Origin of the sequence: Streptomyces sp. NPDC096132, from assembly GCF_044763345.1 — a bacterium.
Classification (GTDB): domain Bacteria; phylum Actinomycetota; class Actinomycetes; order Streptomycetales; family Streptomycetaceae; genus Streptomyces.
This window is the reverse complement of sequence record NZ_JBIWGA010000001.1, coordinates 824,788-850,168: the sequence shown is the minus strand read 5'-3', so window position 1 is coordinate 850,168 and position 25,381 is coordinate 824,788. Positions and strand designations below refer to the sequence as shown.

At 71.9% G+C, this 25,381-nt stretch carries 21 protein-coding genes and 1 pseudogene; 2 read left to right on the top strand and 20 right to left on the bottom strand.

The annotated features are described in order from the left end of the window. Positions 1–6 precede the first annotated feature (6 nt). Both ACIRF9_RS03640 and ACIRF9_RS03635 read right to left on the bottom strand, forming a co-directional pair. Complete coding sequence (locus ACIRF9_RS03640; protein WP_403815638.1) at positions 7–1,158, bottom strand: glutathione-independent formaldehyde dehydrogenase; 1,152 nt, start codon at positions 1,156–1,158, stop codon at positions 7–9. A 148-nt stretch (positions 1,159–1,306) separates the two neighbouring features. Next, positions 1,307–1,951 (bottom strand): TetR/AcrR family transcriptional regulator, encoded by a 645-nt coding sequence (locus tag ACIRF9_RS03635; RefSeq protein WP_403815635.1) that lies wholly within the window; start codon positions 1,949–1,951, stop codon positions 1,307–1,309. 193 nt (positions 1,952–2,144) lie between these two features. Between ACIRF9_RS03635 and ACIRF9_RS03630 the strand changes: the two genes are divergently transcribed. After that, positions 2,145–3,062, top strand: coding sequence for an alpha/beta fold hydrolase (locus ACIRF9_RS03630; RefSeq protein ID WP_403816119.1), 918 nt, complete (start codon positions 2,145–2,147; stop codon positions 3,060–3,062). 47 nt (positions 3,063–3,109) lie between these two features. Here the strand turns inward: ACIRF9_RS03630 and ACIRF9_RS03625 are convergent, their stop codons facing one another. Further along, entirely contained in the window at positions 3,110–5,248 is a 2,139-nt protein-coding gene (locus ACIRF9_RS03625; RefSeq protein ID WP_403815632.1) for an alpha-galactosidase, read from the bottom strand. 84 nt (positions 5,249–5,332) lie between these two features. Here ACIRF9_RS03625 and ACIRF9_RS03620 point away from each other — a divergent pair, with 84 nt between their 5' ends. Beyond that, complete coding sequence (locus ACIRF9_RS03620) at positions 5,333–6,406, top strand: substrate-binding domain-containing protein (protein WP_403815629.1); 1,074 nt, start codon at positions 5,333–5,335, stop codon at positions 6,404–6,406. Positions 6,407–6,452: 46 nt separating this feature from the next. On the opposite strand, the pseudogene ACIRF9_RS03615 reads toward ACIRF9_RS03620, so the two are convergent. The 17 genes and pseudogenes from ACIRF9_RS03615 to ACIRF9_RS03535 all read right to left on the bottom strand — a co-directional run. After that, a pseudogene (locus ACIRF9_RS03615) lies at positions 6,453–6,743 on the bottom strand (hypothetical protein); the annotation flags it as partial. A 196-nt stretch (positions 6,744–6,939) separates the two neighbouring features. Continuing rightward, positions 6,940–8,127, bottom strand: coding sequence for a cytochrome P450 (locus tag ACIRF9_RS03610; protein ID WP_403815626.1), 1,188 nt, complete (start codon positions 8,125–8,127; stop codon positions 6,940–6,942). A 76-nt stretch (positions 8,128–8,203) separates the two neighbouring features. Then, positions 8,204–9,004, bottom strand: a complete 801-nt coding sequence (locus tag ACIRF9_RS03605; RefSeq protein ID WP_403815623.1) for an ABC transporter ATP-binding protein — start codon at positions 9,002–9,004, stop codon at positions 8,204–8,206. A 54-nt stretch (positions 9,005–9,058) separates the two neighbouring features. Next, the gene (locus ACIRF9_RS03600) at positions 9,059–10,033 is read right to left on the bottom strand and encodes a FecCD family ABC transporter permease (RefSeq protein WP_403816116.1); all 975 of its coding nucleotides are present in this window, start codon (positions 10,031–10,033) and stop codon (positions 9,059–9,061) included. A 56-nt stretch (positions 10,034–10,089) separates the two neighbouring features. Next, positions 10,090–11,133, bottom strand: a complete 1,044-nt coding sequence (locus ACIRF9_RS03595) for an ABC transporter substrate-binding protein (RefSeq protein ID WP_403815620.1) — start codon at positions 11,131–11,133, stop codon at positions 10,090–10,092. 90 nt (positions 11,134–11,223) lie between these two features. After that, on the bottom strand, positions 11,224–15,486 hold the full coding sequence (locus tag ACIRF9_RS03590; RefSeq protein ID WP_403815618.1) for an amino acid adenylation domain-containing protein: 4,263 nt from the start codon (positions 15,484–15,486) through the stop codon (positions 11,224–11,226). After that, entirely contained in the window at positions 15,483–15,728 is a 246-nt protein-coding gene (locus ACIRF9_RS03585; protein ID WP_403815615.1) for a phosphopantetheine-binding protein, read from the bottom strand. Before ACIRF9_RS03585 ends, ACIRF9_RS03590 begins: the two co-directional genes overlap by 4 nt. A 27-nt stretch (positions 15,729–15,755) precedes the next feature. After that, positions 15,756–17,273 carry a long-chain-fatty-acid--CoA ligase gene (locus ACIRF9_RS03580; RefSeq protein ID WP_403815612.1) on the bottom strand — a complete coding sequence of 506 codons (1,518 nt, stop codon included), beginning with the start codon at positions 17,271–17,273 and terminating at the stop codon, positions 15,756–15,758. Between the two features lie 17 nt (positions 17,274–17,290). Then, positions 17,291–17,788 carry an FcoT family thioesterase gene (locus ACIRF9_RS03575; RefSeq protein ID WP_403815609.1) on the bottom strand — a complete coding sequence of 166 codons (498 nt, stop codon included), beginning with the start codon at positions 17,786–17,788 and terminating at the stop codon, positions 17,291–17,293. Continuing rightward, positions 17,785–18,675, bottom strand: a complete 891-nt coding sequence (locus ACIRF9_RS03570) for a TauD/TfdA dioxygenase family protein (RefSeq protein WP_403815606.1) — start codon at positions 18,673–18,675, stop codon at positions 17,785–17,787. Before ACIRF9_RS03570 ends, ACIRF9_RS03575 begins: the two co-directional genes overlap by 4 nt. A 22-nt stretch (positions 18,676–18,697) precedes the next feature. Continuing rightward, complete coding sequence (locus ACIRF9_RS03565) at positions 18,698–18,937, bottom strand: acyl carrier protein (RefSeq protein WP_403815604.1); 240 nt, start codon at positions 18,935–18,937, stop codon at positions 18,698–18,700. Further along, positions 18,934–19,977, bottom strand: coding sequence for a beta-ketoacyl-ACP synthase III (locus ACIRF9_RS03560; RefSeq protein WP_403815601.1), 1,044 nt, complete (start codon positions 19,975–19,977; stop codon positions 18,934–18,936). Before ACIRF9_RS03560 ends, ACIRF9_RS03565 begins: the two co-directional genes overlap by 4 nt. Before the next feature lie 90 nt (positions 19,978–20,067). Further along, positions 20,068–21,441 carry an MFS transporter gene (locus ACIRF9_RS03555; protein WP_403815598.1) on the bottom strand — a complete coding sequence of 458 codons (1,374 nt, stop codon included), beginning with the start codon at positions 21,439–21,441 and terminating at the stop codon, positions 20,068–20,070. 6 nt (positions 21,442–21,447) lie between these two features. Then, positions 21,448–22,203, bottom strand: a complete 756-nt coding sequence (locus ACIRF9_RS03550) for an aspartyl/asparaginyl beta-hydroxylase domain-containing protein (protein ID WP_403815595.1) — start codon at positions 22,201–22,203, stop codon at positions 21,448–21,450. Between the two features lie 90 nt (positions 22,204–22,293). After that, positions 22,294–22,818, bottom strand: coding sequence for a copper chaperone PCu(A)C (locus ACIRF9_RS03545; RefSeq protein WP_403815592.1), 525 nt, complete (start codon positions 22,816–22,818; stop codon positions 22,294–22,296). Continuing rightward, complete coding sequence (locus tag ACIRF9_RS03540; protein WP_403815589.1) at positions 22,815–25,094, bottom strand: heavy metal translocating P-type ATPase; 2,280 nt, start codon at positions 25,092–25,094, stop codon at positions 22,815–22,817. The genes ACIRF9_RS03545 and ACIRF9_RS03540 overlap by 4 nt, the downstream gene beginning before the upstream one ends. After that, complete coding sequence (locus ACIRF9_RS03535; protein WP_403816113.1) at positions 25,094–25,372, bottom strand: hypothetical protein; 279 nt, start codon at positions 25,370–25,372, stop codon at positions 25,094–25,096. Before ACIRF9_RS03535 ends, ACIRF9_RS03540 begins: the two co-directional genes overlap by 1 nt. Positions 25,373–25,381: the final 9 nt, after the last annotated feature.

Genomic DNA, 25,381 nt, shown 5'->3' with positions numbered 1-25,381 from the left:
CGTTCCCTACGCCGCGAGGGCGTGAGCGGGGTGCAGTACGACCTTGGTGTAACCCTCGATCCGCTGGTCGAACTTCTCGTACGCGCGCGGCGCCTCCTCCAGCGGCAGTTCGTGGGAGACCACGAAGCTGGGCTTGGCGCGCCGCGCGATGATCAGATCGCGCAGCTGGCGGTTGTACTGCTTGACGTTGCACTGACCGGTGCCCATCCGCTGACCCTTCTCGAACATCCGTCCGATGGAGACCAGCAGCTGGCCGTGCTTGGCGTTCTCGTCGGGTCCGCCCGGGTCGGCCGGTACGTACAGGCCGGGTACGCCGAGCAGGCCTGTCGGCCGTACCGTCTCGACGAGCGTGTTGAGGACCACGGCGGGTTCCTCGTGGCTCGCGTCGTGCGCCTGGGCCTGATAACCCACGGCGTCGACGCCCTTGTCGGTTCCCTCGCCGCCGGTCTGTTCCTTGATCTGCGCGGCCGGGTCGCCCTTGGTGAAGTCGATCGGAACGACTCCGATCTCCTCGGCCTTGGCGAGCCTCTCCGGCACCCGGTCGACGGAGAACACCTTCGACGCTCCGCGCAGCATCGCGGAGTACGCGGCCATCAGCCCGACCGGTCCGGCACCGAAGACGGCGACGCTCTCGCCCGGGGACACCTGGGCGAGTTCGCACCCGTGGTAGCCGGTCGGGAAGATGTCGGCGAGCAGCACGAAGTCGGTCTCGAACTCCTCGCCCGGCGGCAGCTTCAGGCAGTTGAAATCGGCGAAGGGCACCCGCAGCATCTCCGCCTGGCCGCCCTTGTACGGTCCCATGGCCACATAGCCGTAGGCTCCGCCGGCGAAGCCCGGATTGACCGTGAGACAGAAGCCGGTCTTCCCGGCGAGGCAGTTCTTGCAGAATCCGCAGGCGACGTTGAACGGCATGACGACGCGGTCACCCTTGGACAGGGAGGTCACACCCGCGCCGGTCTCCTCGACGATGCCCATGTTCTCGTGTCCGAAGACGATGCCGGACTCGGCCGCCGTGCGGCCTTCGTACATGTGCAGGTCGGATCCGCAGATGGCGGTCGAGGTCACGCGTACCAGCACGTCGTTCGGGTGCTGGATCTGCGGATCGTCGACGTCCCTGACGGCGACACTGAAGGGCTTCTCGTAGACAACGGCTTTCACCTGGATCACCTCCGCGTCGAACGCCGGGTGACGACGGCGGACCGCCCTGCCCAGGAGGCCCTTGCCAGGAGAACACACACCGAGACGGAGCCCCTCGGTCCGTTGCGTAGCCCCAGGCGCTCTGGCTTTCATCGTTGGAGACTTCCGATTACTTCCAGGGAACGCCCGTACGGGGCGCGCTGCAACTTCCGTCGGGCGTGAAGATCCGGTCCAGGTGGTAGCGCAGGACCGTGACGGCCTCGTCGGGCCCCCGCTGTCCCACCAGGATGCTCGTCCCCAGGGTCGCCGTCATGGCGAGGAGGCCGATCGCCTCCGTGCGCGCGTCGGCGTCGCGGTCGGCCAGACCGGCCTCCTGGGCCTGCCGGAGCAGGTCGCTCAGGGCGTTCTCGGCGGCGTCGGGGCTGTCGACGAAGGGCTGGGCGGCGAGTGCCTCGTCGGTGACGGACAGCATCGCGTACGACGTGTAGAGGAGGTGGAAGGTGCGGCTCTCCTCGTCGGTCGGGAGGGAGGCCAGGAGCAGCGCCTCGACGGCCGCGCGCGGACCCGGGTCGGGACCGGTCGCGCGGAGGCGGGCGGCCACGCGTTCCGTGAAGCGGTCGGTCAGGTGCTGGAGGCCGTGGAAGAGCAGCTTTTCCTTGGTCTGGAAGTAGTACTGGACGAGCCGGAGTGACACCGCGGCCTCGGCGGCCACGTCGCGCATGCCGACGGCGTGCAGTCCGCGCCGTCCGGCGACCCGGATGAGCGCCTCGGCGATCTGGGCACGCCGTTCGTCGTGGTCCACACGCTTTGGCATGGGTCGTGTCTCCGCCCGTCCGTGGTGGGTTCGCCGGCCGGCGGCCCGGCCCTTTTTCATGATACCGCCGTATCAACATGATGGTACGGTCGTATCACGAAGACACGAGAACGGATCTCCCGGAGGTGCCTCCGTGCCCGAGAACACGGCTCACACGCCCCAGCACACGACCGGCGACCGCCCGCGGCGCGACATGGGCCATTTCGTGAACGACACCCTGCGCGACCGGTACTTCGCCACCTGCGACGTCCTCTACGCGATGGGCGCGCCCGCCCGCTCCGAGACCGACGTCGAGACGAGCTTCGGCACCACGCACGTGTACCGGTACGGCCCCGAGGACCCCGCCGACGAGACCCGTACGCCGATCGTCCTGCTCCACGGCTCCGGAGGCTGCTCCGCCCAGTGGTACCCCAACACCCGCGGGCTCAGCGCGCAGCGCCCGGTGTACGCGCTCGACACCCCCGGCGACCCCGGTCGCAGCGTCCAGCGGGAGCAGCTGTGGCAGCCGGAGCGCGCGGCCCGGTGGATCGACGAGACGCTCGACGCGCTCGGCCTCGACCGGGTCCACCTGGTCGGCTCCTCCTACGGCGGCTGGCTGGCGCTCAACCAGGCGCACCTGCGGCCCGGGCGGCTCGCGTCGGTCACCCTGCTCGACCCCGGCGGTCTGGAGAAGATCGGCCTGCGCTTCTTCACCTGGATCTTCATCAGTCTCTTCGCGACCTTCGCCCCGAAGCCGCTGCGCCCGCGGCTCGCCGCCTGGCTGGAGCAGCCGGTTCTGGTCGTCCCCGAGCTGCGCGCGTTCGTCCGGGCACGCGCCCGTGCCTACCGGATGCGCCGCCCCTCGCCGCTGCCGCTGACCGAGGACGAGCTGCGCACCATCCGCACCCCGCTCTACCTCGTCATCGGCAGGCGCAGCCTGATCCTGCACCCCGAGTGGCAACGGGAGCGCGTACCGCGCCTGGTCCCCGGCGCCCGCGCCGAGATCATCTCCGACACCGGCCACGGCCCCGCGATCGACCACCCCGAACTGCTCAACGCCCGGATGCTGGCCTTCATGCGGGACGCCGACTCCCCGGATCCGGCCGCGGTCGGCGACACCGGCGAGGCGTGACCCCACCGAGCCCGTACACCTGACGCCACCAAGTCAGGCCTGCCGCGTCACACCTCGCGGCCCTGTCCCGGCGGCTCCACGGCGAGGCGGAGGAGTACGGCGGTGCCGGGGCGGGGCAGGGAGACGGTGAGGCGTGCCTCGGTGGCGTCCCAGGTCGCGGTGGCGTCGGAGGTGGTGGGATAGAGGACCGTGGGGCGCACCCGGGCGCCGCGCAGGTGGGAGAGCGTGACGGTGCGGGTCTCGTCGTCCGCTCCGTCACCGGCGGCCGGCTCCCGTCGCCACAGGGCGAGCCAGGTGGCGGCATCGCCGCGCAGGCCGGAGGCGATCCAGGTGTCGTCCCACGAGGGAAGTCCGAGCGGCCAGAAGGGCAGGCTCCCGGGGATCTCCGAGCGGACGGCCTTGTAGACGGAGATGCCCGAGCGGACGAGCGCGAACTGCTCCGGACTCATGCGGTCGAGGAACCCGGACAGATGGATACGGCCCGGCAGCGCGCCGGTGAGGGTGAAGGCGATCTCGTCGAGGCCGAAGTGCGGCTGGGGGTAGGCCCACACGGCGGCCTGCTCGGGGGTCACCGCGGTGGCGGCCGCCGCGGCGATGGGCGGACAACGCAAGGGGTCCTGCTGGTCGCTGGTGGACTGCAGCTGGGTGACGGCGAGTTGCGCGTAGTCCATGCGCAGTCCGCCCGAGGCGCAGTTCTCCAGGACGAGGCCGGGGTGCCGGTCGAGGAGGGAGCCGAGCCAGTCGAGGTGCGCGCGGTGGTGTCCGAGCAGGCCGGCGCCCGCGCTCTCGGTGCCGTCCTCGGTCCCGGGGCCGATGTTGATGTTGTAGTCGAGCTTCAGATAGCCCACGCCCCAGTCGCCCACGAGCCGGTCGACGACCCGGTCGAGGTGGGCCCGGGCGGCGGGGTGGCGCAGGTCCAGGTGGTGGCGGCCGTGCTCGGTGACGCGTACTCCGCCCCGGCGGAAGAACGCCTCGGGCGGCAGGGTGCGGGCCAACGGGCTGCGTACGCCGACCACTTCGGGCTCCAGCCAGAGCCCGGGGGTCATCCCGTGCTCCCTGATGGCGTCCAGGACCTGCTGGATGCCGCCCGGGAAGCGGCTGCCGGAGGCCTCCCAGGCGCCGACGGCGTCCCACCAGCCCTGGGCGTCGTCGTCGTACCAGCCGGCGTCGATGACGAACACCTCGGCCCCGGCGGACGCCGCCGCCGCGACGAGCGGCAGGAGCTTGTCGGTGGTGGGGTCTCCCATCAGGGTGTTCATGTAGTCGTTGTAGATCACCGGGAGCGCTGTGTGGTCCGGGTGGGCGCGGCGGATCCGGCGGCGGTAGGCGGTGAGTTCACCGAACACGGCGTCCAGTCCGCCGGCCCGGGCTCCGGCGAGGACGGCCGGGACGGTGGTGAACTCCTCGCCGGGCGCCAGGACCTGGCACCACTGGTGATGCGCGTCGTCGGGTCCGAACAGGGCGACGTAGGCGGCACCCTCCCGTTCGCCGGTCTCGTGGCGCCAGCCCGCGCTGGACTCGATCTGCCAGAGCCAGGCGCGGCCCGCCTCGTCCGTGAGCCCGGCGATCGGCAGGTGCCGTCCCGTGGACCAGCTGCCCTGCGAGTACCGCTCGAAGCAGCCGCGCCCTTCGTGGCCGTGGGCGGAGCGGTTCAGGGGGACGACGTGGTCCCGGAACGCGGCCTGCCGCCAACGGCACTCGGCGAGCCAGTCGTTGTCCGCCCAGTGGAGGGTCAGACCGTCGAGAGCGCCCCGGGCGTCCACGATGCCGCCGAGGGTCAGGGTCGACACGCTCTCCAGCCGCAGCGGGGCGTTCCCCTCGTTGACCAGGCGTACCCGCGAGCGGAGGAAGCCCGCGCCCGGGCAGGTCCACAGGGTGATGTCGGCGGCGAGGCCGGTCACGGGGTCCGTCAGCCGGATCGTGGCGCGCTCCCAGCCCTCGTCCACGACGGTCTCGTGGCCGCGGTAGGCCAGGCGGCCGCCGATCGCGCTGTCGATGAAACGTTCCCCCGACCAGGTGCGACCGTGGCCGGTGGCGGTGACCTCGACCATCGGGAGCAGGGAGTCCCAGTCCTGACCCGGCGCCCCCAGCCTGACCGACCCGGTGGAATCCACGACGGCGTGCAGGCCGAGGATGTCGTGGGACCAGAGAAGGGACCTCTCGGCTGCTTCGACAGCAGTGGCCAACGCGGGTTCCCTTCTCCCGGGTGCGGTCTCCCCCGCCGGCTTCCGTCACTTGACGGGCTATGTTTGACCGCTCAGAATCCTTCCATGGATGTGACCGGTCACACAAGCCCCGGCGACCGCTCCGGTCCCGGGTCGGAACCGCGGAAGGCGGCCAGCATCCGGGACGTCGCCCGGGCCGCGGGCGTCTCGTACCAGACCGTCTCGAGGGTCATCAACGGCCATCCGAGCGTCCGTGAGGAGACGCGCCGGCGGGTCGAGGAGGCCATCCAGGCGCTGGGATTCCGGCGCAACCCCACCGCGTTCGCCCTGGCCAGCGGCGTGACCCGGTCGGTCACCGTCCTGACGTCGAACACCACCCTCTACGGCTACGCGGCCACGCTCCAGGGCCTGGAGGAAGCGGCCCGCGCCGCGGGCTACTCGCTGGGTGTGAAGGTGCTGACGCCCGAGGACGACCTGGACCGCACGATCTCCTCCGCCGCGGCCGACGGTGGCGGACTGATGGTCATCGGCTTCGACCAGCTCGGCGCCACGGCACTGAGCCGCGTCCCGGCCGACGTGCCGTGCGCCGCGGTCGTCGAAGCGCCGCCGCAGGGCACGACGCCGCCCCGTCCGGCCGTATGGGCCGACGACCGCGAGGCGGCCCGGGCCGCCACCGCGTACCTGCTGGAGCTCGGACACCGGACCGTCCACTACGTCGCGATCCCGACGTCCGTGGGCACCCGGCGCTCGGAGGGCCCGCGCGCCCAGGGCTGGCGCGGCGCCCTGGAAGCGGCCGGCATCACCCCGCCCGCACCCCACGGCGGCAAGGGCTGGGACGCGCAGGTCGGCTACGACGAGGGACGCGGGCTCGCCGACGACCCTGGCGTCACGGCGATCCTGTGCGGCAACGACGACCTGGCGCTGGGCGTGCTGCGCGCCCTGCACCACGCCGGGCGGTCGGTGCCGGGAGACGTCAGCGTCATCGGCTTCGACGACGCCCCGCACTCGGGCTTCCTCACCCCGTCCCTGACGACCGTCCGCATGGATTTCCAGGGACTGGGCCGCGACGCCTTCGAGCTCCTGCGCGGCCAGTTGGAGAACGACCACCGGCCGCCGGCGCCCACCTTCGCCGGCACCGACCTGGTGGTCCGGGAAAGCTCGGGGGCCGCGGCCGTGTGAAACCGGCGGCGCCCCGCCAGCCGCGCCCCCGGCGGGATCCAGGCCGTCACCCGACGTCGACGAAGTCGCCCGCCGTCGTGTACGGACCGGTGGTGGCGGTGCCGAGGAAGCGGAACCGGAAGTAGCCGTCGGTCCTGGCCTTGGTGGTGGTCTTCAGGGTGCCGCTGCTGCCGCTGGTGAGGGTCTTGAGGGTGGTGCAGGTGCTGCCGCCCTTCTTGCGGAACTGCAGCTGGACCGGCCGGCCCCGGTAGCCGGTGTAGGTGTTGCTCTCCCAGTCGGCGCGGGTCAGCCTGCCGGTGACCGTGATGGTGCGGCCCTTCTTCACCGGCTCGGGCGACGGGATCGTCGGACTCGCCGTCTCCTCACGGCGAGGCCTGATGAGGTGTCACGCTGCCTGGACCCGCCAGGGGCGGTCCTGGTTGCCCCGGCTTCCGACCCGGTGTTCTCGGCTCCCCCGCCCCCTGGGCCGGGCCCGCCCCGGCGGGGCGGCGGAGCCGGGCCGCACGGCCGTCCGGCTCCGCCTCGATGCCGTGTCAGGCCGTCTTCCTCGCCACGAGCCGGACGGGGACCTCGGCGTACGTGTTCAGGATCGTGTTCTCCGCGATCACCGGATCGCCGGTGAACTCGAAGCGCTCGACGGACTCGAGCAGCTCGTGGATCAGGGCGTGCAGCTCGAGGCGGGCGACGCCCTGGCCGACGCAGTTGTGCACGCCGTATCCGAACCCGAGGTGGTCCAGCGGATTGCGGCGGAAGTCGAACTCGTCCGCGCGCTCCCACTTCCGCTCGTCACGGTTCGCGGAGGCGAAGAGGGCCCACACCCGGGCGCCCTGCGGAATCGTTACGCCTCCGAGCTCGGTGTCGCGTGCCGCGATACGGGTGAGGCCCCGTACGGGGGTCTCGAATCTGAGGAGTTCGTTGATCGTCGAGGCCACGAGCCCGGGCTCGGCGCGCAGCGCGGCCCATTGGTCCGGGCGCTCGGCGAAGGCGACGAGCAGATGGCCGATCGCCGCGGCCGTGGTCTCCAGCGACGGGCCGATGAAGTCGACGAGCAGGAGCGGGCATTTCTCCTGCGGGATGACACCCTGATCGGCCGCGTCGAGCATGGCGGCTCCGGGGCTTCCGGGCGCGAGTTCCCTGTTCGCGGCGAGTTCGTGGGCGAACGCGAACAGACGCTGTGTCATCTCCATGTTGTGCGGGGTGCGTTCCGTGACCGGGCCCAGCAGGTCGTTGCCCACCTGGCCCCACGCGTAGAGGTGCTCACGGCCCCGCTCGGGCAGTCCGAGCAGGTCGGGGATGACCGACATCGGCATCACCTGGGCCAGCTCGGTGACGCCGTCGATCTCGCCCCGGGCGACGACTTCGGCGACGAGGTCCCGCGCCTTCTGGACGATCTCCTCACGGCGGCCGCGCACGGGGCCGGGCCGCAGTCCGGCCCCGACGACGGAGCGCAGCACGTCGTGCTCCGGTGCGTCGCTGACGAGGGTGACACCCCGCATGATCTGGTTGACGTCGGGATTGAATCCCACGCCCTCGCCGGAGATGAAGGTGCCGTGATCGGCCAGCGCGGCCTTCACCTCGTCGTAGCGCGTGACGGCGTACACGTCCGGTTCGTGCAGCCGGACGACGCCGCCCAGCTCTCGTAGATGTCGGTACTGCTCGTAGCGAGTGCGCTGGTCCGAGGTCGCGAACATGTCAATATCGGTCGTGGGCACGGCGGACACGGGTTCCTCCTTGAGCTGTATCCCCCTGAGACTGCTCTGCGGAGATCACCGCAAACCCGGTGCCACGGTGAGCACGTCACCGTTCGGCGGGCTCGGGTTCCCTGTCGTACGCGAGGGGCCGGGCGGCGTAGGTGATGCGGACGACACCGTCGGAGTGCCGTTCCGTGGTGCCGCGTACGCCGAAGACCTCCTGGAGGATTCGCGGGGTGAGGACCTCCAGGACGGGGCCCGCCGCGACCACCGCCCCCTCGTGCAGCACCACGAGCCGGTCACAGAGGCGGGCGGCCAGGTCGAGGTCGTGCAGGACGGCCAGGGTGGTGATCCCGGTGCCGCGGATCAGGTCCAGGAGTTCGAAGCGGGCGCGGATGTCGAGATGGTTGGTGAGTTCGTCGAGGACCAGGAGGTGCGGGCGCTGGGCGAGGGCGCGGGCCAGGAGGACGCGCTGGCGTTCGCCGCCGGAGAGGGTGACGTAGTCGCGGTCCGCGAAGGGTCCCACCCCGCAGCGGGCGACCGCCTCCGCGACGGCCTCCCGGTCCTCGGTGCCGTCCCGTCCCATCAGGCCGTGGTGCGGCGTACGGCCCAGGGCGACGATCTCGGTCACCGTCAGGCCGGTCGTGGTGCCGGCGTCCTGGAGGACGGCCGCCGTGCGCCGGGCGGCGGTGCGCGCGGACAGCTCCCACACGTCGTCGCCGCCCACCCGGACCACTCCCCCGGCGGGGCGCAGCGAGCGGTAGACCGTGCGCAGCAGGGTGGACTTGCCGCTGCCGTTGGGGCCGACGAGACCGACGATGTCGCCCGCCGCCGCCTCGAGGGTCACCTCGCGGAGGATCGGTTTGCGGTCCAGGGTGATGTGGAGCTGGTCCACGGTCAGTTTCATACGGTGTCCGGCCCTCGTCGTGGCTTCATATGGTGTCCGGCCCCAGTCGTGGCGTCACGCGGTGTCCAGGCTCTTGTTGCGGCGCAGCAGCCACAGGAAGAAGGGGGCGCCGAGCAGGGCGGTGAGGATGCCCAGCGGGAGTTCGTTGGGGCGGGTGAGGGTGCGGGAGAGCAGGTCCACCAGGACCAGGTAGACGGCGCCCAGGAGAGCGGTCAGGGGCAGCAGGCGCCGGTGGTCGGCGCCGATGGTCAGGCGGACCAGGTGGGGGATCATCAGGCCGACGAAGCCCACGCCGCCCGCGACGGCGATGAGGGTGCCGGTGAGGAGTGCGCTGACGACCAGCAGGATCGCGCGCAGCCGGTTGACGTCCACCCCGAGCGCGGTGGCGGACTCGTCGCCGGCCAGCAGGGCGTTGAGCCGCCGGCCGAAGAGCGTCAGCAGGACCGTGCTCGTCAGGACCACCACCGCGACCGTCGGCAGCTGGCTCCACTGGGCGCCCGCGACGCTCCCGAGCATCCAGAACATGACCGTGCGCAGCTCGGTGGGCGTCGCCAGCAGCTGGACGAAACTGGTCAGGGACAGCAGGACGTAGCCGACCGCCACCCCGGCGAGGACCAGCCGGGTCGGGGCCAGCCGGCCCCCTCTCTGCCCCAGGGCGAAGACCAGTGCCCCGGCCGCCAGGGCGCCGACGAAGGCCGCGCCCGACACCCCGAGTCCGCCCAGCCCGCCGAGCGCCACCCCGCCGAGCGTGATGACCAGGACCGCGCCGAGCGAGGCGCCGTAGGAGAAGCCCAGGACGATCGGGTCGGCCAGCGGATTGGAGACCAGGGTCTGCAACACCGCCCCGACCACCGCCAGGCCCGCCCCGACCAGGGCGGCCAGGGCGACGCGAGGGGCCCGGAAGGTCCACACGATCTGGTCCAGGGCCGGGTCCGCGGTGGCGCCCTGCCCGGTGACGTGATGCAGCAGGATCCCCCACACGTCACCGACCGGGACGTTCACCGCGCCGATGCTCACCGCGACCACCATGACCGCGACGAGCACGACGGTCAGGGCGGCGACGGAGAGCGGGAGGCGCAGCCGGCTCAGAACTTGTCGGGGTGCAGCATCTTCGCGATCTTCTCGACCGCCAGGTCGTTGCTCGGGCCGAGGTACATCGAGTCCGACAGCGCCACGTACGTGTCGTTCTTCGCCGCGGGCCACTGGGGGAACTCCTTCAGCAGTTGCTCGGCGTAGGCCGCCGGGTTCGGGTCGTTGTAGCCGATGACGACGAGGGCGTCGACGTCGGTGGCGGCCACCTTCTCCTTGCTCAGGTCGGCGAACGACGTCTTCGCGGCGTTCTCGAAGGCGTTGCTGCCGCCGGCCTTGGCGAGGATGTCGTTGTAGATGCCCTTGGCGACGACCGAGCTGAAGTCGTTGCCGCCCATCGCCATGTTGGAGAACAGCACCATGACCTCGGGCCGCTTCTCGCCCTTCACCTTGGCGGACACCTCGGCGATGCTCTTCCGCGACGCGGCGATCAGCTTCTCGGCCTCGTCGCCCTTGTTGAAGATCTTGCCCATGTCGCGCAGCAGCGTGTAGCTGTCGGCGATGGTCATCTTGCTGGTGTCCTGGTCGCAGCCCTGCGGGGACACATAGGTGTGCGCGCCGACCTGCTTCAGCTGCTCACGGGTGGCGAAGCCGTTCTTCTCGTCGAAGCCGTACGACGTCGTCGACAGCACCAGGTCCGGGCGCAGCCCGATCATCGCCTCGCGGGGGATGTCGTAGGCGTCGTTGAGTTTCACGTCACCGGTGGGCAGGGCCTTGATGGCGGCGGCCCGTCCGGAGACCTCCGACATGCCGTAGCTCTGCTGGTTCGCCACGATCTTGTCCTGGACGCCCAGGGCGAGGAGGGTGGAGACCTCGGCGACGGACGCGCCGTTCATCACGACGACGCGTCCGGGCTCCTCGGTGATCTTCTCGGAGACCCCGCAGTTCTCCAGGGTCACCGGGTAGCCGGACCGCGCGGCGGCCGCGGAGGCGTCGCCGCCGCTCCCCGCGTCCTGGTCGGTCGAGGAGTCGGCGCAGGCCGTCGTGACCAGACACAGGGCGCCGGCCAGGGCGATGGCGACGGGCCGTTTCTTCGACATGCGTGCTCCTTGCGGCGGGGCGGTCGTGAGGCGACGGGCTCTGTTCCAGTAGTCGGGGAGCCGAGCCCGTGAGTTCCCGGAGATTCCCAACTACTTTGCGGGGCTTGGCAGATGACTCGTTCGACCGGCCGGGGCGGGCAGCACGCCCGCGGTGACGCAGTGGTCGAGGTAGCGGAAGACGAGGTCCCGGTCGGCGGGCGGACACGTGATGCCGCTGCCGCGCAGACCGGTCACGACGTTGTCGGCGCGGACGTGTCCCAGCCGTAGGTCGCCCTCCGTGCCCCAGGAGTCGAAGAAGGCCAGCGTGGTCGCCGCGACACCGGAGGAACGCGGTACCTCGGCACGCCACCGGTCCAGCGGGAGGCGCCGCAGCGGGTAGCCGTACTCCTCCAGCCAGTCGTAGAGATCGCTCAGCCGCACCGGTGGCGTGGAGGCGTGGTGGAAGACGAGGGCGTCCGGTCGGCCGAGACAGAGGTGGACGAGGGCTTGGGCGACGTGGTCGACGGGGGTCCAGGTCTCCTCCTCGAACAGGTCGGGGACCGAGCCGGCGGGTATCCCCGCGCGCAGGACGCTCCACAGGAAGTCCCGTTCGTTGACGTAGCCGGTGGAGGCCGGGCCGACGACGCGGCCGAGGCGGTGCACGGTGACCGGCTGCCCCCGCTCGGCGGCCTGTTCCAGGAGGCGCTCGGCCGCCCACTTCGACTGCTGGTAGCCGTAGCGCAGTCCGGGGTGGGCCGGGAGGAACGCCTCGGGTACCTCGGTGGCGAGGGCGAGCGGCGGGGCGACGGAGAGGGTCGACACGAAGTGCAGGGGAACCGAGCGCGGGGCCGCCAGGCGCAGCAGCTCCCTCGTGGATTCGGTGTTGGCGGCGCGGAGGGTGGCGTAGTCGCGCATGATGCTGACGGTCGCCGCGTTGTGGAAGATCGCTCCGCAGGTGTCGGCCAGTTCGGCGAGGACGGGCTCCTCCAGGCCGAGCCGGGGTCGCGCGAGGTCCGCGGGAAGGGCGGTGACGCGCTCGTGGGCCGTGTCCGGGAGGTGGATCCGCTGGGTTTCCAGGGCCTGGTGGATGCGGGCGGTGGCCTCGTCGGGGGTCGCGGCCCGGACGGTGCAGACGACTTCCGCGCCGGTGCGGGTCAGGAGTTCGGCGAGCAGGTGGACGCCGACGAAGCCGGTGGCTCCGGTGAGGAGGATCCGGTCCGGTGTGCCGTGCGGGCGAGGGCACGCGCCGGGGCGGATGTCCGGGTCGAGGGCGGTGTCGGCGAGCAGCCTCTCCGGGAGGCCGGGAGCTGTCGACCGTGCCTGCTGCCGCAGGAAGCGTGCGAGTTCGGCGGGGGTGGAGTGCTGGAAGAGCCAGGCGACCTTCAGATCGCGGCCCAGTTCGACGCCGAGGCGGTTGGCGACCTGGATGGCCTGGAGGGACTGGGCTCCGAGGTCGAACACGTCGTCCGTCGCGGAGAGCGAGGCCACGCCGAGTGCCCGTTGCCAGACGGCGGCGATGGTGCGCTCCAGGGTGCTGTCGGGCGCGGCCGCGTGCGTACCGGGGTCGGGGGGCGGTGTGGCGAGTGCCTTCCTGTCGATCTTTCCTGACCCCGTCCGGGGCAGTCGGTCCTGGAACTCGAAGGCGGACGGGATCATCGCGGCGGGAAGCGTGGGACGGAGGTGGGCCCTGAGCGCGGCCACGGCCGGGGCGGGGCCGTCCGGGACGACGTGTGCGACGAGCCGCCGCGTCCCGTCCCGCAGCACCTGCCCCACGACGGCGGCGTCACGGACGCCCGGGACGGCCAGGAGGGCGCTCTCGACCTCGGCGGGGTGCACCCGATGTCCGCTGATCTTGAACTCGGAGTCCGTCCGGCCCAGGTAGCGCAGTTGCCCGTCGTCACCGATCCGGACCCGGTCGCCGGTGCGGTAGGCGCGGGGGGCTCCGGGGAGCGCGTCCAGGGGCGCGAAACGGGAGGCGTCCGGCGGGTCTCCCCGGTAGCCGTCGGCCAGGTTGTCGCCCAGGAGGTGGAGTTCGCCGTCGACGACCGCGGCGCGGGTGCCGGGCAGCGGCCGTCCGATGGGGACGTCCCCCGGGGCGAGGGCGGGGTCGTGGAGGTCGGCGACGGTGGCGACCACGGTGGCCTCGGTCGGGCCGTAGGTGTTCAGCAGCCGCACCGAGGTGCCGACGGCCTCGCGCCAGCGGTCGACCCGTTCGGGCAGGGCCGCCTCGCCGCCGATGACGACGGTCCGCACGCCGGCGGGCAGGGCGGCGGTGCCGGTCGAGACGGTGTAGGCCACCTCGTGCCAGTAGGCCGTGGGCAGGTCGAGGAAGCTGATCCGCAGCCGGGCGCAGCTGTCCAGGAAGGCGGGGACGGAGTCGGTCATGTCGTCGGCCCGGACGACGAGTGTGGCGCCCGAGCACAAGGTGAGGAGGATTTCCTCGATGCTGGTGTCGAAGTGCAGGGGTGCGAACTGCAGGACCCGGTCGTCGCGTCGGATGCCGTAGCGGTGGGTGGCGCCCGCGACGAAACGGGCGAGGGCCCGGTGGCCGATCTCCACGCCCTTGGGACGGCCGGTGGAGCCCGAGGTGTGCAGGAGGTAGGCGAGGTCGTCCGGGGTCGGTGCGGGCGGCTGGGTGGCCGTCGGCTCGGCGTCCGGTCCGTCCAGAAGGAGTACGGCGTGGTCGGCGAAGTCGTCGGCACGGTCACCGGTGGTGAGGACGAGCGCGGGCCGGGCTTCGGCCGGCAGCTCCGCCCTGCGGGCCGGTGGCGCGGCCGGGTCGAGCGGGCAGTAGGCGGCGCCGGACAGCAGGACGCCGAGGACGGCGGTGACCGCGTCGATGCCGCGTGGGAGAGCCACGGCCACCAGCTCGCCGGGGCCGGCGCCGCGGGCCGCGAGTCGGCGGGCGAGTTCGCGTGCCGAGCCGAACAGCTGGGCGTACGTGATGCTCCGCCCGCCCTGCTCGACGGCGACCGATCCACCGCGCCGGGCCGCGTGGTCGGCGATCAGACCGAGCACCGGGCGTGCCGGGCCGGGCAGCGGCCCGCCGTCCAGGACGGGAACGGCGACGGCCGCGCCCGCACGCAGCTCACGGAGGGGGCGGTCGGGCGCGGCGACGGCCTCCCCGAGCAGAGCGAGCAGTCCCTCCTGGAACGCGGCGACGTCCGCCCGGGTGTAGAGGTCGGGGTGGGCGTCCACGGCGATGCGCAGGCCCGCGCCCTCGGAGCGGTCGTAGACGTTGACGGAGAGGTCGTCGACGGGACCGGCTGAGACGTTGTGGACCGTGCTGCGGTGTCCGGCGAAGCGCAGGTCGTAGGCGAAGGGCATGATGTTGACGCCCGGTCCGGACAGCCGGCGCTGTCCGCCGACGAGTCCGAGGTCGCGGCGCAGCTGCTCGTAGCGGTAGCGCTGGTGGGGCAGGCCGGAGCGGAGTTCGCCGGAGATCCGGGCGGCGAGGTCGCGCAGGCTGTCTCCGGGGCCGACGGGGACGCGCAGGGGCAGGATGTTGCGGACCATGCAGGGCACCCGCAGGGAGACCGAGCCGAGGCGGCCCATCGCCGGGAGGCTGAGCACGATCTCCGGCGCACGGGTCATGTGGTGCAGCCGGGCCGCCGTGACCGCCAGCAGGACCTCGGACCAGGTGACCTTCAGGTCGCGGGCGACGGCACGCAGAGTCTCCGTCCGTGCCGCGTCGAGGTCGGCGACGCGGCGGTGGAAGGTGCGGGCGGGCAGGGCCGTACGGCCGGCGGGGGTCGCGACGGACGGACGGTCGGCGTACCGGTCCGTCCAGTGGGCGCGGTCCTGGGCGAAGCGCGGCGACTCGCGGTAGGCGCGTTCCTCGTCGCGTACCGAGGCTAGGGCGCCGAAGCCGTTCTCCGGCACCGGCTCGCCCGCCGTCAGGGCCGTGTAGACCTGGGCGACGCGGCGGGCGACCAGCGACAGGCCGAAGCCGTCGAGGGCGATGTGATGGACGCGGTGGTACCAGAGGTACTCCCGCGGTGCGATCCGCAGCAGGGCGTGGCCGAAGACGGGACCGCGGGTCAGCTCGACGGGACGGGCCAGGTCCTCGTCCATCCAGGCCAGGGCAGCCGCGTGCGGGTCGGGTACGGCGGTGAGGTCCGCGGTGTGCGGACGCCAGTCTCCGACGGGGGTGACCGTCTCCCAGGGCCGGCCCTCGTCGTCGACGACGTAGGCGACGTTCAGGGCCTCCGTCTCCGCGACGACGTGGCGCAGGGCGGTGGCGAAGACGGTCTCGTCCACGGGTCCGTGGATGTGGACGTACTCGGCCGTGTTGTAGGCGGGGCTGTCCGGGTCGAGCCGCTGGCCGGTCCAGACGCCTTCCTGGGCCGCCAGCAGCGGATGGCGCACCGTCATGGGGCGTCCCCCTGCCGGGCGGAGAGCAGCTGCCACCACTGGGCGAACGAGGTGCGCTCGGCGAGTTCGACGAAGGTGATGTCCACGCCGGTCGCCCGCCACCGCTCCATGAGCGTGGTGATGCGCAGGGAGTCCAGTCCGGCGTGGAGGGGGTTCTCGTCGAGGTCGACCTCGTCGGGCCGCAGGTACAGGTACTCCGCCAGGTCGGCGCGGAAGCCTTCCGGCGTGAGGGGAGCGGGCATGTCGTTCTCTCTCCGAAGGGGCGGGGGTCAGTTGACCTTGCGGGCGGCCTCGCCCCAGAAGCGGTCGCGCAGTTCGCGGCGGAGGATCTTTCCGCTGGGGTTGCGAGGGACGTGGTCGATGAACTCGTAGCGGGCGGGCAGCTTGAAGCTCGCGAGCCGCGGGACGAGGAAGGTGTGCAGGTCGCGTGGGGTGGGCGGCTGCTCGGGATCGGGGACGACGAAGGCGTGCACGTACTCGCCCCAGCGTTCGTCGGGGGCCCCGACGACGACCGCCTCGGTGACGCCCGGGTGCGCTTCGAGGACGTTCTCGATCTCGGCGGGGTAGACGTTCTCGCCGGCGACGAGGACGGCGTCCTTGATGCGGTCGCGGATGAAGAGGTAGCCGTCCTCGTCGAGGTAGCCGGCGTCTCCGGTGTGGATCCAGCCGTCGACGAGGGTCTCGGCCGTCCTGTCCGGCAGGCCCCAGTACTCGACCATGTGGGCGGGCGTGGCCAGGCAGACCTCCCCCACCGCGCCCGGCGGGAGTTCGCGGCCGTCGCCGTCGATCACCTTGACCCGGACACCCGGGTACGGCCGTCCGGCGGCCTGCATGAGGGAGCCCCCGGGGACATGGGCGGCCGGGGGCAGGCAGACGGCGGTGTTGCCGGTCTCGGTGAGCCCGTAGATCTGGGCGAACGCGCAGTCCACGACGGCGAGACTCTCCTCCAGCAGGGCCTCGGAGATCGGGGAGCCGCCGTAGACCGTCTTGCGCAGGGTGGTGAAGTCCTTCGCGCCGACACCGGGTTCGGTGAGCATCATGCGCAGCATCGCGGGGACCACGCAGGCGGTGGTGATGCCGAGGTCGCGGATGAGGTCGACGGCCCGGCGGGCCTCGAAGGCGCGCATCGCCACGACGGTCGTCCCCGCGTTGAAGTTCTGCGTGGCCCACCACAGGCCGCCGATGTGGAAGCCGGGGATGCCGACGAGGGCGATGTCGTCGGCCCGCCAGTCGATCCAGTCCAGGCCCTCGCGCGCCAGGGCGTCGCGGATCGCGAAGAAGCTGCGGTGGGCGAGGACCACGCCCTTGGGCAGGCCGGTGGTGCCGCTGGTGTAGAGCTGGGCGACGGGGGTGTCGGGGGTGGCCTCGAACCCGGTGTCGTGGTCCGGGTGCGGTGCGCGCCATTCCTCCAGGGAGCCCAGGTGTACGACGGTTTCGGGCTCCGACTCGACGGCCTTGGCGAACTCCTCCTCCACGAACAGCAGCCGGGTGCCGGAGTCCCGCAGGATGTGGCTGACCTCGGGTGCGGTGAGCCGCCAGTTGACGGGCACCAGGACCGTGCCGGTCTTGGCACAGCCGAAGAGGATCTCGTAGTAGTGCTCGGACTCCTTGCCGAGGTAGGCGACCCGGTCACCGGGGGCGAGCGCGGCCGCCCGGAGGGCGTGGGCGACGCGGTTGCTCTCGTGGTGCAGGTCGCCGTAGGTCAGGCTGCGGCCCTCGCAGAGCACGGCCGGGTGGTCCGGTCGGCGCTCGGCGTGGTGGCGGGTGGTCTGGACGAGCGTCTTCATGGGCGAACCCTTCGGCGTTAGGGGACGTTGACGAACGCGAGGGTCGCCTCGCCGTCGCAACGGCCCGATCCGGCGTCCCAGTAGCGGAAGGCGGTCTCGGCGTGCAGGAACGGGGCGCCGCCGGCCGGGGCGCGCCGGGTGACGGACCGGAACTCCATCTCCCCCAAGAAGGCACGGGGGTCGACCGGGCGCCGGAAGGTCGACGAGAAACGGGCGATGAGAATGTCCGGCAGCTGGTGCTCGAAGAAGTCGTCCAGCGTCCAGGACGCGAACCCCGTACCCAGCCTTTCCTGCACGGACTTGGCGACGAGGTAATACATCATCTGGTTGTAGCAGATGTTCACCTCGACGGAATTCAGATGGCCGGTGTCGTCGATGTAGCACGACTCGGGTATCTCGAACTCGCAGCGGGCGGCTACGCGACCGTCCGTTTCCGTCACGACGGCCGAGCGCAGGTACTTGCAGTGTCCCTTGTACGGGGTCAGTACCCGCGCCAGCAGAGCCTCGTCCGTCATGCCGCCCTGATCCCGTCGTGGAGCTTGTGTTCGTCGTGCACGGTGACGCGGTGGGAGACGGTCGGCTCGGGCGTGGTGGTGTGCCGGGCGCGGTGGATCAGACTGCGGTTGTCCCAGACCAGCAGGTCGCCCTGCTCGAAGGTCTGCAGGTGGATGCCGTCGTGCTCGAAGGTCTCGTCGAGCTGGCCGGTCGCCTCGAACAGCCGCTTGAGCAGTTCCTCGTCGAGCGGCTCGCCGTCCGCGTCCTCGATGCCGACGGTGAAGCCCTCGCTGATGTAGAGGACGGTCTCGCCGGTCATGGGGTGGGTGAAGGTGGTCGGCTGGGTGACGGCCGGGGTCTTGCGCTCGACCTCCTCGATGATCTCGGAGAGGGGCCGGTAGACGTCGTGCGGCCGTATCTTGAAGTACTTGCGCACGGAGTGCTTGCAGGAGGTTCCGGCGATCTCCTTCTTCAACTCATCGGGCAGTTTCTCGTACGCCCGGCCCATGTCGATGAAATACGTGCCGCGGTTCTTCTCCGGAATGACCTGCGGATGGATCAGCGTGATACCGAAGGGGTCCGGCATGAACTGGTAGTCGGCGTGCCAGAACTTTCCGGTCTTCGGGACACCGATCTGCTTGCCGTCCTGCGGCACATTGGAGGAGACGAATATCTCCGGGACCTCAGGGTGCTTGTACATCGGCTCGTAGTACGTCTCCGGGCGGCCCAGCCGCTTGCCGAGCGCGAGGAACTCCCGTGGGGAGAGGTCCTGCCCCTTCAGGAGGGCGATCTTCTTCGTGTAGACGGTGTGCTTGAGCTCCGCGATGTCGGCGTCCGAGGCGGTGGTGTGGTCGAAGCCCTCGACGCTTGCGCCGATCGCGCTGCCGGGCTGGTCCTTGATCTGCATGGCTGCTTCTTCCTTCGGTGGGTCAGACGGCTGCTTGCCTGGTGTCGACGAGACGGGCGATCTCGCCGAGGGTCAGCTCGGGCTCGAGTTCGTCGTCACCGACGGCGACTTTGAGGTCCCGCTCGATGTGGATGCTGATCTCGACCGTCGTCAGCGAGTCGACGTCCAGTTCGCCGAGGGTCGCCTCGGGGCGGATCCGGTCGGCCGGGGCGTCGTGCAGTCTCGTGAGGATGTCGACGAGTTGCTCGTAGGTGGTGGTCATGAGGTCGTCCGTTCCTGTCGGGGAAGCGAGGGCCAGGTCAGGAGGCAGGAGCCCCAGGTGAGGCCGCCTCCGAAGGCGGTGAGCAGCAGCCGGTCGCCGGGCCGGACGGCCTGGCGCGCGGCCGAGTCGGCGAGCGCGAGCGGGATGGACGCGGCACCCGTGTTGCCGACCGACTCGACCTGCGTCACACACCGCTCGCGCGGCAGCCCGAGGTCGTCGGCCACCGAGTGCAGGATCCGCAGATTCGCCTGGTGCGGTACGAAGTGGTCGACGTCGTCGGTCTTCCAGCCGGCCCGGGACAGCGTGGCCCGCGCCGACTGCGCCATCCGGGTCACCGCGTGCCGGTAGACCTCCCTGCCGCGCATGGCGAAGTGCCGCTCCTCGCAGCTCGGTTCACCCGGCCGGGAGCGTTGCCGTGAGCCGCCGGCCGCGACGGTGATCAGGTCCTCGTGGGTGCCGTCGCTGCCGAGGTCGAAGTGGCCGACGGCGCCGGGCTCGTCGGGGTGCCCGGCACGCAGGACGACGGCTCCGGCGCCGTCGCCGAAGATGATCGCGTTGGCGCGGTCCAGGGGGTCCACGATCGTGGAGTAGGTGTCCGCCCCGATGAGCAGGACGCGTTCGGCCACGCCGGCCGCGATCAGCCCGGCGGCGGAGGCGAGGCCGTAGACGAACCCGGTGCACACCGCGCTGATGTCGAAGGCGGCCACTCCCGCCAGACCGAGCCGTGCGGCGACCGCGGGGGCGGTGGCCGGGCAGGGGTGGTCCGGGGTGGTCGTGGCGACGACGACGGCGTCGACGGTGTCCGTTCCGGCGGAGGCGAGCGCCAGGCGGCCCGCCTCCACGGCCAGGTCGGAGGTGGCCTGCCCGGGCTCGACGACATGCCGCTGCCGGATCCCGGTCCGGGTGCGGATCCATGTGTCGTCGGTGTCGAGTCGCCGCGCGAGGTGGTCGTTGGTGACCACCCGGGACGGCACCCGTCCGGCCAGCCCGCACAGGACGGCGGCCGGAGGCACGAGGGAACCGGCGGCAGGAGGAAGCATGGGGGTACTCCAGGCATGACGGAGGACGGAACGGACGGGAGAGGTAAAAGACGGGAGACGTAAAAGGCGGGAGACGTAAAAGGCGAGGGTCTACGGTTTCGTGGCCCTGGGACCGTTCGTGACCCTGGGACCGACGAGGAGCGCGAGCGCGCCGCAGCCGATACCGGCCGCGACGGCGAAGACAGCCGTACGGATGCCGTCGAGGAGCCCGGGACCGGAGGTGCTCTGCCCGACGCCACCGGCGAGCGCGACCAGCACGGCGAGGCCCACCGCGCCGCCGACCTGAAGGGTGGTCGACGCCAGTCCGGAGGCGACTCCCTGGTCACCGGCGGCCACTCCGGTGGCGGCGGCGATCCACATCCCCGTCCAGGCGGCGCCCTGTCCGAGGCCCAGCAGCACGATCCCCGGCAGGAGTCTCGCGTAGGAGCCGTCCGAGGTGAGCGCCGACCCGAGGGCCGCGGCTCCGGCGGCGCCCAGCGCCATACCGCCCACCAGCATGCGGCGCATGCCGAAGGCGGACACGGCCCGCTCCCCGGCCTGGGTGCCCACGGCAACCACCACGGCCGGCACGAGGAACGCCAGCCCGGTCGCGAACGCGCTGTAGCCGTGGACGGTCCGGAAGTACAGGGTGAGGAAGTACGGCACCGAACTGAAGGTGGCGCTGAACAGCGCGGTGACCCCCATCGCCACCAGCAGCCCGCGGTGCGCGAACATCCGTGCCGGTACGAGCGGTTCACGCGACCGCAGCTCCACGACGGCGAAGAGCGCCAGCAGGCAGACGGACAGCGCCGCGCTCGTGAGGGCGGCGGGTGTGCCCCAGCCCTCCGCCGGAGCCTGCACCAGCAGGAACACCAGGAGGGTGATCCCGCCCGTGGCGGTCAGCGCGCCCGTCACGTCGAAGCGCCGCGTACGGTCCCGCGGCCCGTCCGCCGGGAAGAGCAGCAGGCCGGCCACCGCGAGGGCGCCCGCGAGGGGCACGTTGACGAAGAACACCGACGGCCAGCCGAACGCCTCCACCAGCACCCCGCCCAGCAGGGACCCGAAGCAGAGCCCGCCGGCCCCCGCCGCGCCCCACACCGCCAGGGCCCGGTTCCGGGCGGGCCCCTCCTCGTACAGGGTGTTGATCAGGGACAGCGTCGCCGGGAACAAGAGGGACCCGCCGACGCCCTGCACCGCCCGTACGGCCACCAGGACACCGGGCGACTCCGACAGACCGCCCACCAGCGACGAGCCCGCGTACAGCAGCGCCGCGAGGACGAACATCCGGCGCCGGCCCAGCAGGTCGGCGGCCCGTCCGCCCAGCAGCAGGAAGCCGCCCGTCGCCACGACGTAGGCACTCACCACCCACTGCAGCGCGTGGTCGGAGAAGCCCAGCCCCGCGCCGATGTCCGGCAGGGCGACGTACACGATGTTGTAGTCGAGCGAGACGACGAGCTGCCCCAATGCCAGCACCAGCAGAGACACCCTTCCTCACCCCCTCTCCATGAGCCGGCGGATCTCGGTGATGAGGGCGACCAGCGCCCTGCGCTCCGGGACGGTCGTCTCGGGGTGCCAGAGGTCGATGAGCAGGCAGGTTCGGGGGCGGGTGCCGTCGTTGCGCGCCTCGTGCTCGAAGGAGTAGTCGAAGAGCAGGCACTTGCCCTCCTCCCAGGAGCGGGTCTGTCCGGCGACCGTGATGCCGCACCCGTCGGGGATGTCCACGGCGAGGTGCAGGTTGATGCTGAAGTTCCACAGATCGCAGTGGGGGTCGATGACGGCGCCCGGCAACAGGGTGGAGAAATGGCATTCCAGGAGCGGGCAGATCTTCTCGGTGTCGACGGCCGCGTCCTTCAGCAGCCGGTAGGCGGTCGGAACCGTGGCGGCCGACTCCTCGACCAGTCCTCCGTCACGGAAGAGGTAGAGGGCCTGCCAGTTCTCCTGCCGGGTCAGATAGTGCTCGTAGTCCGAGAACGCCTCCCGGCGGGCCTCCCAGGCGGCGTTCAGCTCTTTCTTGATCGCCTGATGGCCGGCTTCCAGCGCGTGGACGACGGGCGCGATCTCGGCGTGGGCGTAGGGATCGTGCCAGGGGGTCGGGGACAGCCCCGGCATGATCCATTTGGCCGCCTTCTGCAGCGGATGCCGTTCGCCCCCGCCGCCCGGCTCCAGCATCCGTTCGACCCGGGTGATCGATCCGGCGCCGAACTCGGCCCGGATCGCGGCGAAGGCGCTCTCCATCTCTGGTGTCACGGACTAGTAGTCGGTCGCGGGCAGGCTCGAGTTCCCGGCTTCTTCGAATCAATTCCCTTTACTGCGGCGGTAGTTGAGGACGGCGGGACGTCAGGTGCCGTCCTGGCCCGGACGCACGACCACCGCGAGGGTCCTCACCGCCCCGCTGTGCTCGAAGTGCAGGGTGAACGCGACGAGGTCACCCGACCGCCAGTCCTGCTTCACCGGCACTATGACGTCGACGCTGTCCGGGGACATGGCGACGGTGCCTCCGGCCGGGACGGCGACGGAGTCCACCGTACGGTCGGACGCGGTGTTGGAACCGGTCATGACGTGCCGGTTCAAGGTGGGCGCGCCGCCGCCGGCCTCGGCGGTCGTCACCTTCAGCAGCCGGTCCGCGGCACCCCCGCCGTTGGTGATCCGGAAGAAGGCCGCCGTGACCGGGGTGTCGCCCACGGGCTCGAACACCTTGCCGTCGGTGACCTTGATCCGGGCGGGGCTGCCGGCGTTGCCGTAGGCCGTCCAGGTGCTCAGTGCGCCGAGGGCGAGCCCGCAGGCGGCGACGGGAGCGAGGGCGGCGAGCAGCGTGTCGGTGAGCCGGCGGCGGGTCGGCCGCCACGTCGGTCGCGCGGTCATCGGCTGTGTCTCCGGGCGATGGAGGTCGCGGGCGAGGGCTGCCAGGCGCGCAGCCGCAGGCTGTTGGCGACCACCAGCACCGAGCTGGCCGACATGGCGGCCGCGGCGAGCATCGGGTTGAGCAGGCCGACCATGGCGAGCGGGACGGTGACGACGTTGTAGCCGAAGGCCCACAGCAGGTTGACGCGGATCGTGCCCAGCGTGCGCCGGGCGAGGCGGACCGCGTCCGCGAGGGCTTCGATGTCGCCACGCACGAGCGTCACGTCGGCGGCGCCGATGGCCACGTCCGTACCGCTGCCCATGGCGATGCCGAGGTCGGCACCGGCCAGCGCGGCGGCGTCGTTCACCCCGTCGCCGACGACCGCGACCCGGTACCCCTGCTCCTTCAGCTCCCGTACGAGTTCGGCCTTGCGCTCGGGCGTGCACCGGGCGTGCACCTCGTCGATACCGAGCGCCTTCGCGACGGCCTCGGCGGGCGCCTCGCGGTCACCGGTGGCGAGCACGGGCCGCACTCCGAGCCTGCGCAGCCGGTCCACCGCGTGGTGGCTGCCGGGCCGTACGACATCCCCGATCTCGATCAGGGCCTCCGCTGCGCCGTCCACCCGGACCACCACGGGCGTCCGTGCCGTGGTCTCGGTGTCGGCCAGCGCGTCCGCGAGAACGGCGGGCAGGTCGTCGTCGGGCGCCAGGACCTCGACGAGCCGTCCCTCGACGCGCCCCCGCACCCCGCGCCCCGGCAGGGCGCTGAACTCACTGACGTCCGGGAGCCGCTCCTGGCCCGACTCGCGCCGCGCGCAGGCGCTGACGGCCCGGCCGAGCGGATGCTCCGAGCCCTGTTCCACGGCCCCCGCCAGCCGCAGCACCGCCTCGCTCCCGAGCCCGTCCGGTACGGCGGTGACCCGGGCGACGGTCATATGGCCGGTGGTGAGCGTGCCGGTCTTGTCGAGCACGACGGCGTCGAGATGCCGCAGCCCCTCCAGCGCCTGCGGACCCGTGACGAGCACACCCAACTGGGCGCCCCTCCCCGTCGCGGCCATCAGCGCGGTCGGGGTCGCGAGCCCCAGCGCGCACGGGCACGCGACGACGAGCACCGCCACGCACGCGGTGATCGCCGCCTGCGGATCGGCCCCCGCGCCCAGCCAGAACCCGAGCGCGGTCACGGCCAGCGCCAGCACGACCGGCACGAAGACCCCCGCCACCGAGTCCGCCAGCCGCTGCGCCCGCGCCTTCCCGGCCTGCGCCTCGGTCACCAGCCGGGCGATCCGGGCGAGCTGGGTGTCGGCGCCGACGGCCGTCGCCCGGACGAGCAGCAGCCCGCCGGCGTTGACCGCCCCGCCGACGACCGGGGAGCCCGGTCCGACCTCCACGGGTTCGCTCTCGCCGGTGACCAGGGACAGGTCCACGGCCGAACTGCCCTCCGTCACCCGCCCGTCGGTGGCGACCCGCTCTCCCGGCCGGACGACGAAGACCTGCCCGGCCCTCAACTCCTCGATGGGGATCTGCCGTTCGGAGCCGTCGCCCGCACGGACCGAGACCTCCTTGGCGGCGAGCCGGGCCAGCGACCGCAAGGCCTCCCCGGTCCCGCGCCGGGCCCGCGCCTCCAGGAACCGCCCGGCGAGCACGAACAGCGGTACGCCGACGGCCGCTTCCAGGTAGATGTGCGCGACGCCGTCCGAGGCGGCGGGCACGAGCGTGAACGGCATCCGCATCCACGGATCACCGGCACCCCCGAGGAAGAGCGCGTACGACGACCAGGCGAAGGACGCCGCCACACCCAGCGACACCAGCGTGTCCATGGTGGCCGCCGAGTGCCGCAGCCCCCGCACCGCCCGCACATGGAAGGGCCAGGCGCCCCACACCGCGACGGGCGCGGCGAGCGCGAAGCACAGCCACTGCCAGTTGCGGACCTGCAGGGCGGGCACCATCGACAGCACCAGCACGGGCAGGGCGAGGACGGCGGTGACCAGCAGCCGGTGCCGCTCATGCCGGGTCTCCTCGGACTCGTCGCCGTCGTCCCGCGCGGGTTCCTCCGCCTTGGGCGGCTCGGGCAGGGCGGCCGTGTAGCCGGCCTTCTCGACGGTGGCGACGAGTTCGTCCGGGCCGACGCCCGCCGGATGACTCACGCGGGCCATCCCGGTGGCCAGGTTGACGGTCGCGGTGACCCCGTCCAGCCTGCCGAGCTTCTTCTCCACCCGGGTCACGCACGCGGCGCAGGTCATGCCGCCGACGACGAGGTCCGTCGTGATCAAGGTGGTGGACGCCGGGCCCGCGCTCATCAGCGGCCTCCCTCGTGCATGCCGCCCATGCCGCCCATGCCGTCCATGCCGTCCGTGCCTCCCATGTCCCCGACGTCGCCCACTCCGCCGGTCCCGCTCGTACCGGTGTCGGTGCCGTGCATCCCGGGCGCGACGGGTCCCGCGGCGGCGCCGACGGCGTAGGAGACCGCGAAGATCAGCGCCAGCAGCAGGAGAAAGCCGCAGAGAGCGGGCGGGAGCGAGAACCTGCGCAGGACCGCGGTCACGCCTGATAAGGAGGATTGCCGGGACTCGTCGATCAACGGTGT